This is a genomic window from Flavobacterium sp., from assembly GCF_039930565.1.
GTDB lineage: Bacteria > Bacteroidota > Bacteroidia > Flavobacteriales > Flavobacteriaceae > Flavobacterium.
Genome location: NZ_JBDTTP010000001.1, coordinates 1 through 17,722, shown reverse-complemented (window position 1 = coordinate 17,722; position 17,722 = coordinate 1). Strand labels below are relative to the sequence as shown.

At 34.3% G+C, this 17,722-nt stretch carries 10 protein-coding genes; all 10 read left to right on the top strand.

Annotated elements, in window-relative coordinates; translation table 11 throughout:
- Entirely contained in the window at positions 1–1,620 is a 1,620-nt protein-coding gene (locus ABI657_RS00050; RefSeq protein ID WP_348095182.1) for a RagB/SusD family nutrient uptake outer membrane protein, read from the top strand.
- 337 nt (positions 1,621–1,957) lie between these two features.
- A complete protein-coding gene (locus tag ABI657_RS00045; protein ID WP_348095181.1) occupies positions 1,958–4,270 on the top strand; it encodes a GH92 family glycosyl hydrolase in 2,313 nt (770 codons plus the stop codon).
- Between the two features lie 62 nt (positions 4,271–4,332).
- Positions 4,333–6,612: a GH92 family glycosyl hydrolase gene (locus ABI657_RS00040; protein ID WP_348095180.1), complete on the top strand. Its 2,280-nt coding sequence runs from the start codon at positions 4,333–4,335 to the stop codon at positions 6,610–6,612.
- Positions 6,613–6,624: 12 nt separating this feature from the next.
- Positions 6,625–7,191: a hypothetical protein gene (locus tag ABI657_RS00035; protein WP_348095179.1), complete on the top strand. Its 567-nt coding sequence runs from the start codon at positions 6,625–6,627 to the stop codon at positions 7,189–7,191.
- 283 nt (positions 7,192–7,474) lie between these two features.
- Positions 7,475–8,248: a DUF4861 family protein gene (locus ABI657_RS00030; RefSeq protein WP_348095178.1), complete on the top strand. Its 774-nt coding sequence runs from the start codon at positions 7,475–7,477 to the stop codon at positions 8,246–8,248.
- 73 nt (positions 8,249–8,321) lie between these two features.
- The gene (locus tag ABI657_RS00025) at positions 8,322–9,902 is read left to right on the top strand and encodes a glycosyl hydrolase family 28 protein (RefSeq protein WP_348095177.1); all 1,581 of its coding nucleotides are present in this window, start codon (positions 8,322–8,324) and stop codon (positions 9,900–9,902) included.
- A 5-nt stretch (positions 9,903–9,907) separates the two neighbouring features.
- Entirely contained in the window at positions 9,908–11,737 is a 1,830-nt protein-coding gene (locus ABI657_RS00020; protein ID WP_348095176.1) for a metallophosphoesterase, read from the top strand.
- A 57-nt stretch (positions 11,738–11,794) separates the two neighbouring features.
- The gene (locus ABI657_RS00015) at positions 11,795–15,832 is read left to right on the top strand and encodes a two-component regulator propeller domain-containing protein (RefSeq protein WP_348095175.1); all 4,038 of its coding nucleotides are present in this window, start codon (positions 11,795–11,797) and stop codon (positions 15,830–15,832) included.
- Between the two features lie 269 nt (positions 15,833–16,101).
- Positions 16,102–16,980, top strand: a complete 879-nt coding sequence (locus tag ABI657_RS00010; RefSeq protein WP_348095174.1) for an inositol oxygenase family protein — start codon at positions 16,102–16,104, stop codon at positions 16,978–16,980.
- Between the two features lie 183 nt (positions 16,981–17,163).
- Positions 17,164–17,722 (top strand): sugar-binding domain-containing protein (locus ABI657_RS00005; protein ID WP_348095173.1); only part of this gene is annotated, 559 nt, incomplete at its 3' end.

Sequence of the window (17,722 nt, the reverse complement as noted above, 5' to 3'; positions counted from 1 at the left end):
ATGAAAAATATATTCAAATATTTAGGACTTCCAGTACTTTTGGTTGGTTTATTCTGGTCTTGCGAAGATCTGGATGTGCCTATTACTACGCAACTTACACCAGATGTGTTTCCTCAAAATTCAACACAGTACATTCAGACTGCCGGACCTGTTTATTCCGCTTTCCGGGGTGAATTTTCATTTGCCTGGTGGTGGACGCAATCATTATCCACAGATGAATCTATTATGCCTTCCAGAGGAGGTAACTGGTTTGATAACAGAAACTATATTTCGATGCATTATCATGACTGGACTCCAGATAATGGTATTATAGGAAGTCTTTGGGACTGGTCATCTAAAGTTATAGGGACGAGCAATCAGGCTGTTTCAATTTTAAATAAGGCAATGCCGGAAGGAACAGAGAAAGCAACACTTATTTCAGAATTAAAAACAATGCGTGCTATTTCTTATTTCATGTTGATGGACAGTTATGGAGCAGTACCATTAGATACTGTTTATGGAGATTTCAGTGCTCATACTAAATCAAGCAGAACAGAAGTTTTCAATTTTATTGAAAAAGAATTAATGAAAGCCATTCCTAATTTAAATGCAGCTTCCGGAATCACAACTTACGGAAGACCCAACAAGCAGACTGCAAACGCACTGCTTGCAAAATTATATTTAAATGCGCAGGTTTATACAGGAACGGAACGTTATAATGATTGTATTGCAGCCTGTGATCAGGTAATAGGTTCAGGATTATATAACATTGAGCCAAGGGCTACTTATCTTCAGATGTTTTATCCAACTAATGGTCCGGCAATGAAAGAATTTATTTTTGCCGTTCCTTACGATGCTTCAGCTGTTACAGTTGGTTACAACGGACAGATGTATCATTCACGTTATGATGTCCCACGTTCCGAAAGAGCTAAATTTGGCCTTGCTTTTACGCCAAGCGCACCGAGAAGTACGATACCTGAATTTTATGCTAATTTTAATGATCCTAATGACATTCGTAATAATCAATGGTTAACTGGTTTACAGTTTATGAATGATGGTGTTACACCGGTAATGGTTACGACAACAAAAAAAGGTTATGACCAATTTTATACGGGTGCTGATGGAAGTGCAGCTTACACCTATCAGGTAAATTTAACACCAGATATTATTCTTCGCCAAAGTACAGAATTATTTGACTTAGGAAATGATGAAATTGCATGGAATATGGGATACAGAAATATTAAATTTTTTCCTGATAAGACTTCAACTAACCGAAATCAAAATAATGATGTACCATTTTTACGTTATTCGGATGTAATTTTGATGAAAGCAGAAGCTATTCTTCGTGGAGGTAATGAAACGTTAGGACAAACTGCTGTTTCGCTTACCAATATGGTTCGTTCAAACCGTACAACATCTGCAGCATGGACAAGTGTAACTTTAGAAGATCTTTACAAAGAGAGAAGCCGTGAATTTGCTCAGGAAGCATGGCATAGAAACGATATGATCCGTTTTGGTAAATATGAAGGACAATGGGGATACAAAACCAATGCCGATACTTATCGTCGTGTTTTCCCAATTCCAACAAATGCAAGGGTTTTAAATCCAGCGTTAACTCAAAATGATGGATATCCTCAATAAAATAAATGTATTAAAATAAGTGTAGTTAGTTTGATTTAAAGGGAGAGGAATTTTTTCTTCTCCCTTTTTATTAAGAGGTTATTTTAAAAGATCCGGAAAACTGCACATTTTACTTTTTACTATAGAAACTTTTTACCCCACTGTAATAAGAATCTAATGCAAAAAAACACTTAAAATATGAGTGCATTATGCAAACCTATTATTGATTGAATTTTCCTGAGAATTGCACAAAAATATATTCTCAGGTAATTCTTCAATAATGATTTTAAAATTAATCGGTTATTAAAATCATTCAGTATAAAATAAATAAGTTGTTCTGGTAATAGAAAGACGATAAATGAAATTAAATAAATTTTATAAAATTGGGCGTATCGGAATAAGTTTGATTCTTGTTTTCTTAGTGTCATGCAAAGTTCAAAAAAATATTTCTGCCAACAACAAACAGGCAGCAGATATGGTTTATCCTTTGCTGGACACTGAAAATTCAAGATGGTTTTTCTTTTCTTCCGCAAGCCGTCCATTCGGAATGGTAAATTTAAGTCCCGATACCCAGATTAATGGTGATTGGGGAGGAGGTTATAAATATAGCACAGACACAATAAAAGGCTTTAGTCATATTCATGAATGGCAATTGTCCGGTGTCTCTGTAATGCCTGTTACGCTTGCATCAAAAAACAAACAAAATATTTTTACCGATTTTTATTCTAAATTCAGTCATCAGACAGAAAAAATAAAACCGGGTTATCATTCTGTAAAGTTAGACAGATATCAGATAACCGCAGAATTAACAAGCACACAAAGAGTCGGTTTTCATAGATATACGTTTCCAAATTCTGCTGAAAAAGCAATCCTGTTTAATTTAAATACGATTTTAGGTCCTTGTAATAATACCAACGGAAAATTAGAAAAAAACAATGCTTATGAACTCTCAGGGTCATTAGTTTTAAGTACCAATTTTAGACGTCCTAAACCCTTAACCGTTTTTTTTAAAATTAAATTTAATGAGCCTATTACCTCGATAGAGCGAAATACCACTACAGGCAATTATTTGGTCAATTTTGGAAAATCAAATAAAAAAATACTAATGAAAGCTGGAATTTCTTATACTTCGGTTGAAAATGCTTCCATTAATATTGAAAAAGAATTACCAAAGTGGGATTTTGATAAGGTAGTTACCGACTCAAGAAATGAATGGAATAATTTACTAAGCAGAATTAAAATAGAAGGCGGAACTGAAACCGATCAAAGACGATTTTATACGGATCTTTGGCACGCTTTGCAGGGACGAAAAATGATTAGTGATGCAAATGGTGCATATCCTGATAATACGGGAGAAACATTCAGGATTGGACAATTGCCTTTAGACGTAAACGGAAAACCAAAATTCAATCATTACAATTCAGATGCTTTTTGGGGAGCACAATGGACAATAAATACACTCTGGGGACTTGCATATCCTGAAATAATGGAAGAATTTGTACATTCGTTGATGCAGTATTATAAAGACAGCGGTATGATTCCGCGCGGACCTTCCGGAGGAAATGATACCTATGTCATGACAGGTGCATCAACTACACCTTTTATTGTTACAGCAATTCAAAAAGGAATTGTAAAAGAGGATTTAGAATCGATTTACATTGCCCTTAAAAAGAATCACATGATCAATGGTATCATGGGAAAAGCAGGATATGAACATAATACAGATAGCGGAGGAGGATTAAAATATTATATGGATAAGGGATATGTTCCGTACCCGCTTCCGGATGGAGATTTTGGAAGTCATCAGGATGGTGCGAGCCAGACTTTAGAATATGCTTATCAGGATTGGACTCTGGCACAACTGGCCAATAAATTAGGTCATAAAGAAGATTACAATTATTTTATAAACCGCTCTAAAAACTATCAAAATGTTTTTGATAAAATAACCGGCTGGATGCGTCCAAAAAATGTAGAAGGAAAATGGCGTGAAAATTTTGATCCGTATGAATATGAAAATGGATTTATAGAATCCAATGCAGCACAATCAACATGGTTTGTGCCGCATGATATTGAAGGCTTGGCTGATTTAATGGGAGGAAAAGAAAAGGCAATTGCAAAATTAAATACTCAATTTGAAGCCGCTAAAAAATTAAATTATACCTCTGGTACATCGCATGATGCAGAATTACACCCAGAGTCTAGTAGAATTCCCGTAAATTTTGGAAATCAGCCTTCTATGCAGACTTCAAATATTTTCGCAGTTTTAGGAAGACCAGATTTAACACAGTATTGGACCAGAAATGTAGTAAAAGAAACCTTCAGCGGATTATCTCCGGCAACGGGTTATAACGGAGATGAAGATCAAGGATTAATGGGAAGTTTGAATGTATTACTTAAGATAGGTTTATTTCAAATGAAGGGAGGAACAGACAAAGATGCCGTTTATCAAATAGGAAGTCCCGCATTCAATAAAATCTCAATTGATTTAAATCCGAAATATTACACAGGTAAAACATTTGTAATTAAAGCAGAGAATAACAACACTCAAAATGTTTACATAAAAGAGATAAAGTACAACAATAAAGCAGTACAAAATTTTAGCCTTTCGCACCAAGATATTACTAATGGAGGCCAGCTAATTTTAGAAATGTCGGATAAACCAAATCCTTAATATTTGAATTGCAAAAACATTAAAAAAGACACAAAGCCAAATAGTAAAGAAATAATACAAAAATGAAAGTACCAGTCAAGTTTATCATTCTTTTTGGGATATCATCGTTATTTATTAGTACAAAAGTTAATGCCCAAAAGCAAGTTCATACTTATGTAGATCCAATGATTGGTTCAGAAGGTGTGGGAAGAGTTTTTATTGGCCCATCCTGTCCGTACGGTATGGTAAAACCAAGCCCCGATTGTACAGTAAGTCCAAACAGCGGTTGGCTTCCAATGCCGAAAGAAGTAACGGGATTCAGCCAGGTTCATGTGAGCGGAACAGGCGGCGGACCCAAATACGGAAACATTCAGATAATGCCTTTTTCAGGAACTTTAGATAAAGTAGACCAAACGTCATTTAGAGCTGAAGAAAATGTAAAACTGGGCTATTATGAAACTGTTTTTAAAGAAAATCAGATAAAGACAGAAATTACAACGGGCCAGAAAGTTTCTTTTTACCGCATCACGTATCCAAAAAATAAATCTAAAGAATTAAAAATTGACCCAGGATTTTTTCTTGGAGAAGATAAAATTCCAGATGCAAGAGAAGCGCAGCAGTTTGTAGGTTCTCAAATCGAAATTGTTTCAGACACAGAAGTCAGGGGTTACAGCAGAATAAGAGGCGGATGGAATAACGGACGCGCATACACGGTTTATTTCTGGGCAGTCTTTGACCAGCCGATTGAAAAAGCTGTGACTTTTAAAGACGGAAAATTTTATACGGACCAATCAGCACAATTTGATTCAGGAAAAAAAACAGCAGCTTTACTTTCTTTTGGAAATACGGGAAAAGAAGAATTAAATGTCAAAATTGGAATCTCTTTTTTAAGTGAATTAAAAGCAAAGAACAACATAGAAATTGAAATTCCGCATTGGGATTTTAATACCGTTTTAGCCACTTTAGAAAATAAATGGGAAGATTTATTAAGCAGAATTAAATTATCTGATGATACTTCATCCGATTATAAAAAAATGTTCTACACAGGTTTGTATCACACCATGATTATGCCTGTAGACCGAACTGGTGAAAATCCTTTATGGACAGACAATGCACCATATTACGATGATTTTTATACCATTTGGGATACATTTAGAACATCAAGCCCATTAATAACAATTATAGATTCGAAACGTAAAGTTGAAATTATTAACGCGATGCTGAATATTTACAGGCGCGAAGGTTTTCTACCCGAAGGAAGAAGCGGTAATGACAACGGAAGAACACAGGGCGGTTCTAATGCTGAGGTTGTTTTAGCAGATGCTTTTGTAAAAAACTTAAAAGGCATCGATTACGAATTTGCTTTAGAGGCCATGCTGAAAGACGCAACCGTTGCGCCTGGAGGAAATGAAGAAAAAGAGGGAAGGGGCGGACTGATGGATTATCTGAAATTAGGATACGTTCCATACGGTACAGACCGGGCAGGAAACCGAACAATTGATTATTCGTATAACGATTATAATATTGCAATCGTTGCCAAAGGTTTAGGAAAAACAGCAATATACAATCAATACATTAAACAAGCCGACAGCTGGCAGAATCTATGGCGTTCTGATTATGAAAATAATGGAGCAAAAGGCTTTATTATGCCAAAAGACAAAGACGGAAAATGGCTGGATGATGTTGTGTTTGGAGAATCAAAAATCCAGAAACCTACTTTTAAATATACGCCTGTAATTATCGAATCGCCTTGGTATGTCTGCCATTGGTGCGTATTTTTTTACGAAGGAAATTCTTGGGAATATTCTTTGAGTATTCCGCATGACGTTCCCGAATTGGTTCGTAAATCGGGTGGTGAAAAAGCTTTTGAAACCAGATTAAATACCTTTTTTGATACCGATTTGTATAATGTTGCCAATGAACCTTCATTTTTAACGCCCTGCTTGTATCACTGGATTGGAAAACCATCTTTAAGCAGTGACAGAATTAGAAAAATTATTAAAAATAATTTTAATACTTCAAGAGAAGGATTGCCGGGCAACGACGATTCTGGTGCTATGTCTTCATGGCTGTCGTTCCATATGATGGGATTATACCCAAATGCCGGGCAGCCGTATTATTTGTTGAATACACCGTTGATTAAAGAAACCATTTTAAAGTTAGAAAACGGGAAGTCTTTTAAGATTACTTCAAATAAAATGAGTGATAAAAACAAATACATAAGAACCGCTTTATTAAACGGAAAACCCTATAACAAAGCATGGATTTTACATGATGATATTGCAAACGGAGGAGAATTAATTTTTGAAATGGATTCAAAGCCTTCCGCTTGGGGAACGACAATTTTACCACCAACAAAATAAAATATGCAGCAGATGAAAAATACAATTTTAGTCATTCTTTTTTGTGCGATAAGTCAAATGGGAATATCTCAAAACTACGTTCCATCAATTAAAAACAATACCGAATTAAATTACATCTGCAAGTTGCATGGTCAAACAAGAACGTTGCAATTAAAAGCTAAAATAGTCAGCGACACTCTCCACTTGAATCTCGACACAAGAGGTGTAAAAAGCACTATTATAACACTGCCGGAAGCATTAAAAAACGGCAACGCACTAAGTTATAACCAAGGCGAATATTCGAATATTTTGAAATTGAAACCGAATGAAACTTTTTTTATGATTTCGAGATCTGCATATCAGGATCTGGTAAAAAACAACCGGTTTATCTATAACAACACTACTTATGTTTTAAACAAAAGTCAAGATGAAAATAACTTTCTCATAGAAGGAAAACCAGTTGAAACAGTACCTGTAATTGCAGAGATTGACCAAACCGAAATGTGGATCGTAAAAAATCAGGAATTTCCTTTAATCTTTAAAATAACTAAAAACCCGTTAGGCATCAATTGGACACTGATAAAAATAACAGATAAGTAATTCTTATAGTTTAAACTTAAGAAGTACATCAGAAGCTATAACATAGAGAGGTCTGAGTACAATGGAAAGCATGTATATATAAGAGGATTTACTCCCTTTTAGCGCAAAATGATAATTTCTTGATAATATCACAGATTTGTGCGTGCATTTTTAAAAGGTTCTTTTAATTTTACGAGAATTAAACTAATCTATAATAATTGTACTTATGAAATTATCACTTATAACTGCTCTGCTATTTTGCTGTATTTGTTTTGGACAAAATAACACCGACACAAGTTTGTATATGAAGTCTGAAAAAATAACGTATTTAACGGACATCGGATCAGAATCCGGAGATTTATACAAAACAATCGGGCATCACGGACCTGCAGTAGAAAACGAATGGATGGCATTGAGAATCTATTTTAGTGATAAGGCTGCAATCGATGTATATTCTAAGGCAAAACCAGGTTTAGAGCTAAAAAAAGCACAATGGTACCCTACCCCGGAACAGCAAAAAGAAGGATGGGGAGCTGATTATTATAAAGTAGCGGCAACTAGTGGTTTAGGAGGTGTAAAGCTTTGGGACGGAGAAAAAGTAGTTCCATTAAATCCGGTAACGAACCGTTTGGCACGTGTTGGTAAAACAGATACCACTTCGTGGATGGAAATGATTTCCAAGGGAGTGCCTTACAAAGGAAAAAATGTAGATATTTTAATTCGCGTTACCGTATTTTCCGGAAAAAGAGAAGCTAAAGTGGAGGCATTAAGTTTAAATGGAGAAAAAGTACAATTTGTTACAGGAGTCAATTATTTTAAAGATTTCCAAACTAAAAAAGGAGCTAACTACATTGCAGTATGGGGGAAACACCCTGAAGATGTAGCTGCTGAAATTGTAGAAATTGGTGCTGCCATACTGTACAATCCTAAGGATTATGTAAAAACGGATGACGATGGAACTCAGTATTTGCTAATCTCTAAACCAACTAAACATTTAGAAACAAAAATTATATCTTCAAGTGCCAGAGAACAGGAGCTGAATACTTTGGATAAATTAGAAGCTTACATAAAAAAGTAAGATTATCTGAATTTTATACCAAATAAGAACAGTTTTAGTTGGATAGGCGTTTGTTGATTTTAAAAAAAATAAAATGTCAAAAATTAAACTAAAACTGTTTTTTATTGCCTTGTTTTTAAGCCTTTTTTCAATTGGTTTTAAATGTCAGGCACAAAAAATAACCCAGTCTCAAAAAGAATTTCTAATCACCGATTATGCTTCAAAAGCAGATGGGAAAACCCTTAACACGATCGCTATCCAAAAAGCAATTGATGATGCTTTTAAAAATAAAGGAGGCCGTGTAGTTTTTCCTAAAGGCAGATTTTTATCCGGAAGTATTATTTTAAAAAGTAATGTAACCTTATTTTTTGAAGAAGGAGCCGTATTGCTGGGCAGTACAAATCCGAAAGATTACATAAATATGGCTTTTGAAGGAAGACCGGATTCTCCAAAAAAAGATGACAATTCGCAAATGGCTTTAATTTTAGCACATAAAGCAAATAACATTGCACTTAAAGGAAAAGGTACAATTGATGGGCAGGGATTACAACTGGCTTTAAATATTGACAGCCTGCATCATGCCGGTAGTACTGTAGATCCAAAATATACTCTTCGCAGGAATAGGCCAAATGAAACCATGAGACCAAAATTATTCCGCTTTTCTCAATGTAATACAGTTGTAGTAGAAGGCTTAAAGGCAGGAGAATCGTCCTGTTGGGGATTATCATTTGAATTATGTACCAATCTAACCCTCAACAACCTAACTATAGTAAATCGTTCTTATTGGAACAACGACGGAATAGATATTACAGATTGTAAAAATGTTAAAGTTATCAATTGCGATATAAATGCTGCGGATGATGGTATTTGTTTAAAATCATATTATCCGGGAAATTATAATGATTCCGTTTATATAGCCAATTGCACCATAAGATCCAGTGCTTCTGCAATAAAATTTGGGACAGCCTCTTTTGGAGGGTTCAAAAATATCATTATTAAAGATATAAAAGTCTATGATACATTTCGTTCAGCAATTGCCATCGAATCTGTTGATGGTGCTGTTATAGAAAATATTGATGTTTCAAACATACTTGCCGTAAATACCGGAAATGCGATTTTTATCCGTTTAGGAAACAGAAGCGGTGACAAACCCGGAAGCATAAAAAATGTTAGTATCAAAAACATAAAAGTGCAGGTTCCGTTTGACCGACCAGACAGTAATTATGATTTAAGAGGACCGGAAGTAGATTTTTTCCATAATCCATTTCCGTCTTCAATAGTGGGTTTAAAAGGTTATGCTGTTGAAAATGTGGTTCTTGAAAATATTGAGATCAATTATCCGGGAAGAGCTTCAAAAGGAATGGCTTATGTTCCACTAAACCGATTGGCTCAGGTACCGGAAACTGCAAAGGACTATCCTGAATTTTCTATGTTTGGCGAACTGCCGGCTTATGGTTTTTACATAAGGCACGTTAACGGAATAATTTTTAAAAACATCAAACTGACACTGGATGATTCCGACTTCAGACCTGCATTTGTATTTGATGATGCTCAAAATGTAAAAATGGATAAAATTGTTTTCCCTATAGAAAAGCACAAACAAATTATCTTTAAGGATGTAATTTTATCCCTATTGGAAGATCAGTTGTTAGAACATAAAATGGATATTAAGTAAATTATATGTTAAGGATATCCGGAATCATATTGCTGTTACTTTCTTTATATGCCTGTAAAACCAAACAGTCAGAAAAAAAGAATGCGGTACAAATTGCTTTTATTGCCGATGTTCATTTGCAGGATATTTTTGCGAAATTTCAGGATAATGACTATCAGGGAATTCAAAATCCGGTAAGCGGCGAATATGCCAATATCCGGACTATGAATTCACAATTACATTCGACCCGAATTTTCAACGAGAATTATTTTGCTTTTTTAGAAGCCTTAAATGACATTGCAAAAAGAGGCATCAAACAAGTTGTGCTTCCGGGTGATTTTAGCGATGACGGACAGCCGGTTCATGTACGCGGATTGAGGAGAATATTAGATCAGTACTCCAAAAAATACGGCATGTCATTTTTTGTAATAACCGGAAATCATGATGTTGTAAGACCATTTGCACAGGATGCCGCTAAAACTGATTTTTTAGGAAAAGAGGGCAAAGAACAAATTATCAGCAGTTCTGAAAATAATGTGACTCAACATGAAAATCAATTAAAACCCATCATCACATCCGATATCAAAAACTGGGGATATAAGGAAACGTTACAGGAAATGTCCGGTTTTGGATTTTTTCCAAAGAAAAATGATTTGTATTGGGAAACTCCTTTTTCCAGTTATGATTATGAAGGCTATGATTTTGATGAAGCCCTGAAAGAATCGACATTAGAAAAAAGAACCTATCAGGTTAAAAACACAAATCTAGTTCTGCCGGATGCCAGTTATCTGGTTGAACCGGTAAGAGGTTTATGGCTTTTGGCAATAGATGCTAATGCCTATGTTCCCAATCAAAAATTATCAGGCTTACCAAACGATCCGCATGATTTTTCGGGAGCAAATATTGGGTATAATAATGTACTGATTTACAAAAAACATTTGATAGAATGGGTGAAGAAAGTTTCGGCAGAAGCGAGAAAAAAAGGAAAAATCTTGATTGCCTTCAGCCATTATCCTATGGTTGATTTTAATGATAATGCATCTGTGGAATTAAAACTGCTGTTTGGCGCTGATAAAATGCAATTGCAGAGAGTTCCCAACGAAGAGGTCGCTGAACAATTTGCAGATGCGGGAATTCAGATTCATTTTGGCGGACACATGCACATAAACGATACAGGAATCCGGAAAACCGCAAAAGGAAACACTTTGTTTAATATTCAGACGCCCTCTCTGGCAGCTTATTTGCCGGCTTATAAAATACTGACTATCCATTCAAATGATCAAATTGAAGTTGAAACTGTAGTGATTGGAAAGGTTTCTAAATTCGACAGCCTGTTTCCTTTTTATAATCAGGAATATACCCATCTGCAAAATAGTAAAAGTCAGGAAATCTGGAACAAAGATATACTAAGAGCCAGGGATTATAAAGATTTTACAGAATGGCATTTAAAAGAATTAGTCCGTCTGCGGTTTTTGCCTGAAGATTTTCCGGTCGCATTTTTAAAAGCTATTGTACATCTTTCCGGCACAGATTTATTATATATAAATAAAAACAATAAAGAAGTTGAAGCAAATATGTCTGCTGAGTTTTTTACGAAAAAAGATTTTGATACATGGACAGGTTTTGATATGATATTTGATTTTTACCGCTTAAAAAATGCAGACGAACTGGCCAAACCTGAAATAGGAACCGCAAGGCTCAAGCAATACCAAATAGTTTGTGAACAGTTAGAAAAATCAAATGATGCGCAATTCGTTTTATGGTCAAGGATATTTTTGAAAACTATGAACAGCCAGCCTGCAGATCATTTTAAAATTAATTTAAAAACGAATCAGATTAACAGAATTACCCCTTAAAGAACTTCATCGCTTATTGGGGCAAAAAATAGTACATTGCATTTATAATTCATTTTTATGAAACAGAATCCTTTTATATTATCCCTTTGTTTAGTCATTTTTTATTATTCTCATTCGCAGAATATAAAATTCACGCATTATAATGACAATAACGGCTTATCTCATAATTCGGTTCGGCATATTGTGCAGGATAAAAAAGGTTTCATGTGGTTTGGAACGTTCTCCGGATTAAATCGTTTTGATGGTTATCAATTCAAAAATTACATGAGTTCTACTCCTGGAAAGAATAAATTGTATAATGACGACATAACCGCCCTAAAGTTGGATGAAGAATCCAATCACTTATGGATTGGTACTCGAAAAGGATTGACGCTTTTCAAAATGGACACGCATACATTCACCACTTTTTTTCATAAAAAAGAGGATCCAAACAGTCTGCCTGATGATGAGGTGAGATCAGTTTATGTAGACAAGTTTAAAAGAGTGTGGGTGGGTACCAAAACAAAAGGAGTGTATTTATTCTCTTTGAATGAAAATCGATTCGAAAAAATTCAGCTTAAAGGTTTTGATTATGTAAAAGAAATTTTTGAAGATAAAAAAGGCAATGTCTGGGTTGGAAGTTATGAAAAATCAGCTGTAGCAAAAATTACTATGGATGCAAAAGGAGTAATTGTACAAATTAACAATTATACACTTTCTGTTCCGTATTCCAGCATAAAAAATCCATACATCAACTTTATTTATGAAGATGCCAAATCGGATATTTTTGTCGGAACCCGTGAAGGTTTATACAAATTAGATAAAACAACGAATCAATTTGTCAATTTACACATAGAAAACAAGCAGATTAGAGGAGCTTTAGGTCCGTATTTTTTATCGGTTGCCCATGCTCCCGATGGTAAATATTGGGTGGGAACTTTAGGCGGATTACTGGTTTGTGATCAATTAGAAGACATTCAAAAAGGAAGTTATAAATGGTATTATTCTATTTTATCAGATGATACTTCGCTTGTAGATAATTTAATTTCAGCACTATATTTTGATGCTGCAGGAGTTTTATGGATTGGAACAGAAGATGGATTGGATAAGTACGATCCTTATGAAAATCAGTTTACTTTAAATAAAGATATATCCCGTTCTATTGGTAATCAGGCGCCGCGCATTAGAGGTTTTGCTAAAACGTATGACGAAAAGGTAATTGTAGCAACCTATCATAACGGACTTTTTATTTCTACTGCAAAAGGCTCAACACCTTTACACAATACAGGAAAAGACATTGCCAGCATTTATTCTGATGATGGGAATATTTTTTACTGCGGTCTTTGGGATGGCGGTATATTAGTCTATAACTACCGGACAAATACATCCAGAGAAATACAGGCGGGATTTGAAAAATCGCCCGTTTTTGCTTTTATGAAGATTGATGACGATGCTATGATTGTTGGTTCTTTTGGAGAAGGTGCGGTGATTTTGAATACTAAAACTTTGCAAGTAGAGAAATCAAATGGTAAATTTTTACCCGATTTTCAAATAAATGCGATTGATAGAGATGCTAAAAAAAATGTTTGGTTTGCGACTGAAACCGGAGTTGTAAAATACAACATTCCTTCTGGAAAAATAGAAACCTTTTCGTCGCTTTTTATCAAAGAAAAAGGCGTGCCTCATGACGAAAATGTCAGCGATGTTTTAGTAGATGTGAAAGGTAAGATTTGGGCATCAACACGTTCTGGACTTTGTTTATACAATGAAAAAAAGAATGAATTTGAACCTGTAAAAAAGCTTAAAGAGCTTTCCGGTAAATGGATAACTGATATTTTGTCTGATATAAATGGAAATTTATGGTTGAATATCAACAACAATAATATTGCTTTTGTTAAATCGAATCTGAGAGATATCAGTATTTATCATGTAAATAGTGGTAACAGATTGGATGTTTTTAGTTCGAGCGGCTTTTTTTATTTTAATAATTCTAATATTTTTCTGGGAGGTAAAAATGGTATTATTTCTTTTTCGCCTCCAGCAATGAAAAAAAATAAATGGTCGCCATTGCCTGTTGTTTCCGAATTTAAAATTCAGAATGAAGAAGTATTTCCGGAAATGGAAATCAATGGAGAAATTCCGCTTTTAAAAGATTTAAATTATGGAAGTGAAATAGAACTTACGCATAAAAACCGTAATTTTTCAATTCAGTTTTCTGCTCCGTCTTTTGCTAACGAAAAGTTGAATAAGTTTCAATATATTTTAGAAGGGTTTGATAAACAATGGATTACGACTACTAGTACTTCTAGAACAGTGCAGTACACCAATCTTTACCCTGGTAATTATGTATTTAAAATCAGATCAAGCAACAGCGACGGATATTGGAGTAAAACGGTTTCGTATAAAATAAAAATCCTACCGCCTTTCTGGCTGACACCAACGTCGTTTTTATTGTTTTTTGCTCTTTTATTTGGAGTATTTTATTTAATTAGAAAAGAAATAAAAAACCGTATTCGTTTAAAACAAGAATTGCTTACAGAGAAAGTAAACAGAGAGCATGACGTTAAGTTAAACAATGAAAAATTACGTTTTTTTACGAATATTTCGCATGAATTAAGAACGCCGTTAACACTCATTTTAGGACCGGCAAAACAGTTGTTAGATGAAAGCAGTAATGCAACCGATTATGAAAAAAGCAGATACAATCTGATTTATCAAAACGCAAGCAGATTACTTAATTTGGTCAATCAGGTATTAGATTTTAGAAAAGCACAATCGGGCGAATTAAAATTAAAAGTGACTAAAACAGATGTATTGGTTTACTCTAAAAATATTTTTGATTCCTTTAAGGAAATGGCTTATAATAAAAAGATTAAGCTCAGCTTTATTACTGAGGATGATGAAATAAACGGCTGGCTTGACAATGATAAGTACGATAAAATTTTGTACAACCTCTTGTCAAATGCCTTAAAATTTACCAATAAAAACGGTAATGTCGATTTGTATATCAGGCTGAAAGATAAAGTTGAAGATATTTTGGTGATCGAAGTAAGCGATGACGGAATTGGTATTCCGTTAAAAAGTCAGGATAAAATCTTCAAACGTTTTTATCAGGCTACAAATAGTAAGGCAAATAATACAGGATCTGGTATTGGTTTATCACTGGTAAAATCTTTAGTCGCAATTCACAAAGGAATTATTGCCGTTGAGAGTACACCAGGAAAAGGAAGTATATTTAGAGTCGAAATTCCAATTGACCGTACATCTTACGAGCATAAAGAAGTGTTTGAATATGCACTTAAAAATGACAATCTAAGTATGCTTATTCCAGAAAAAGCAGCAAAGAAAATCATTCAAAACACAGATCTTAAAGAGAAAATATTAGTAATTGAAGATAATAGTGAACTTAGAAAATATCTAGTTGATTATTTATCTGATTATTACAAAGTCTATGATGCCGAAAATGGTGAGGAAGGTTTGAAAATCTGCCGTCAAATTAAACCTATTTTATGCGTTACCGATGTCATGATGCCTGTAATGGATGGAATTGAATTTTGCCGTGAACTTAAAAACGATGAATTCATTAGCCATATTCCGGTTGTAATGTTAACCGCACTTGCCGAAAATACCGATAAAGTAAAAGGTTATGATATCGGTGCAGATGGCTATCTGGTGAAACCTTTTGAACCTTTATTGCTAAAAACGGTTATCGAAAATATTACAAAATCGAGATTAGAACTCAAACAGAAATTCTCTGGAGAAGTAGAGGGTAAAATAAGTATGCTGACGCATTCTCCAATTGATGAAGAATTTATGCAAAAGGTAACCAATTTAATCAATGATAATTTAGGTGAATTAGATCTTTCTACAGATTTTCTTTGTGATAAATTAGGCGTAAGTTCTTCAAAATTATATAGAAAAATCAAAGAATTGACAGATTTGGCTCCAAATGAATTTATTAGAACTATTCGTTTAAAAAAATCGGCGGAACTGCTCAAATCTAAAAAGTACAATGTTTCAGAAGTAACCAATCTTATCGGCTTTAATGACCCTTTATATTTCAGCCGATGCTTTAAAAAACAATTTGGTTTTCCGCCAAGTAAGCTGATTAATTAGTTTTTATACGTTTATTAAAAGGGTTTTTTCTTTCGCCACTAATTGCACGAATCTACACGAATTATTTTGACGACCATAGCCCAATGTTTGAACCTTGTGCTATGGTTGAATAGGATACTAAATTAAATAAAAACAGCTTTAATGAAAAGTAAAAAACCTACAAAAATCCTGCGAAAATCAAAATTATCCATGTTTTTGATGTATTAATCCATTTTGAACGGTATAGGTAATTCTATTTTTGTATTAATAACTTTTAACTTTTGAGCATTATGAAAAAGCATATAGATACAGACAATCCTTTGAATAATTTAGATGAATGGGAAGATGATTTGTTATTGCGATATCCTGATCCTTCAGAGAGTGCACCAGAAAAACAAAAAGAAGAATTTAGAAATTATGTCGATTCAGAAAGAGTAGAAACCGTTAAGGAGTTTTATAGAATAAATCATACATATCAAACCTATGATTTTGTAACCAGTAAAGAACAGGAGTTTCTACAATTTAATAAAAAAGAAATGTCAATCTGGGAAGCTGTTGATTTTTTGAACACACTTGTAGACGACAGCGACCCGGATATTGACTTAGATCAAACACAGCATCTTTTGCAGACTTCTGAAGCCATTAGAGCAGACGGTCATCCAGATTGGTTTGTTTTAACGGGTTTTATTCATGATTTAGGTAAAATTTTATGTTTGTTTGGAGAGCCGCAATGGGCAGTTGTGGGCGATACATTTCCAGTGGGCTGTGCGTATTCAGATAAAATTGTTTATTCAGAATTTTTTAAAGAAAATCCAGATTACACCGACGAAAGATTCAATACAAAATTCGGAGTTTATACAGAAAACTGCGGACTGGATAACGTAAAAATGAGCTGGGGTCATGATGAATATTTATACCAGATTATGAAAGATTATCTTCCGGATCCGGCTTTATACATGATTCGTTATCATTCCTTTTATTCACAGCATAAAGAAAATGCTTATGCTCATTTGATGAATCAAAAAGACATAGAAATGTTTGACTGGGTAAGAAAATTTAATCCGTACGATTTATACACCAAAGCTCCGGTTAAGCCAGATGTAAAAGCATTGCTTCCGTATTACAAAGAATTAGTGGCTAAATATTTACCAGAGAAATTGAAGTTTTAAAAAAGTTATATAAACACATAGAAACATAGATTTTCTTTTGAGCATAAAAAGATTATTAAAAGAAACTAGTTTCTCACACATAGTTATGTGTTTTTGTAATAAGTGAAACGCCTTTTGAGAAAAAACCAAACTATGTTTCCATGTATTAGAAAAATAATTGCCAGCTATCTTAACCAAAAATAAATGCAGAAAATCAAAAACAAAATACTTTTACTAAGCCTTCTGATGCTTTGCGGTATTGCTGTTTCGGCGCAGGAAAAAGATCGTAACGATTGGGAAAATCCACTTGTATTTCAGATTAACAGAGAACCGGCTCGCGCTGCTTTTCTTCCTTATGCAGATGAAACTTCTGCAATAAGGGATCAATATGAAAATTCACCTTGGTATTTTTCGCTAAACGGTAAATGGAAATTTTCCTGGTCGCCAACGCCAGACCAGCGTCCAAAGGATTTTTATAAAACGGATTTCAGTACTTTACATTGGAACGAACTTCAGGTGCCTTCCAATTGGGAATTGAACGGTTACGGAGTTCCAATTTATACCAATATTACGTATCCTTTCGAAAAAAATCCGCCGTTTATAAATCATTGGGACAATCCGGTTGGATCTTATAAAAAAGATTTTGTACTGCCAGAAAACTGGAAAAACCGACATGTTTTTCTTCATTTTGAAGCAGGTACATCTGCCATGTATATTTGGGTAAATGGTGAAAAAGTAGGCTATAGCGAAAACACCAAAAGTC

Bases quoted from the DNA above. Each gene is read 5' to 3' on its own strand.
- ABI657_RS00050 (WP_348095182.1), top strand. From the start codon at position 1: ATGAAAAATATATTCAAATATTTAGGACTTCCAGTACTTTTGGTTGGT.
- ABI657_RS00045 (WP_348095181.1), top strand. From the start codon at position 1,958: ATGAAATTAAATAAATTTTATAAAATTGGGCGTATCGGAATAAGTTTG.
- ABI657_RS00040 (WP_348095180.1), top strand. From the start codon at position 4,333: ATGAAAGTACCAGTCAAGTTTATCATTCTTTTTGGGATATCATCGTTA.
- ABI657_RS00035 (WP_348095179.1), top strand. From the start codon at position 6,625: ATGAAAAATACAATTTTAGTCATTCTTTTTTGTGCGATAAGTCAAATG.
- ABI657_RS00030 (WP_348095178.1), top strand. From the start codon at position 7,475: ATGAAGTCTGAAAAAATAACGTATTTAACGGACATCGGATCAGAATCC.
- ABI657_RS00025 (WP_348095177.1), top strand. From the start codon at position 8,322: ATGTCAAAAATTAAACTAAAACTGTTTTTTATTGCCTTGTTTTTAAGC.
- ABI657_RS00020 (WP_348095176.1), top strand. From the start codon at position 9,908: ATGTTAAGGATATCCGGAATCATATTGCTGTTACTTTCTTTATATGCC.
- ABI657_RS00015 (WP_348095175.1), top strand. From the start codon at position 11,795: ATGAAACAGAATCCTTTTATATTATCCCTTTGTTTAGTCATTTTTTAT.
- ABI657_RS00010 (WP_348095174.1), top strand. From the start codon at position 16,102: ATGAAAAAGCATATAGATACAGACAATCCTTTGAATAATTTAGATGAA.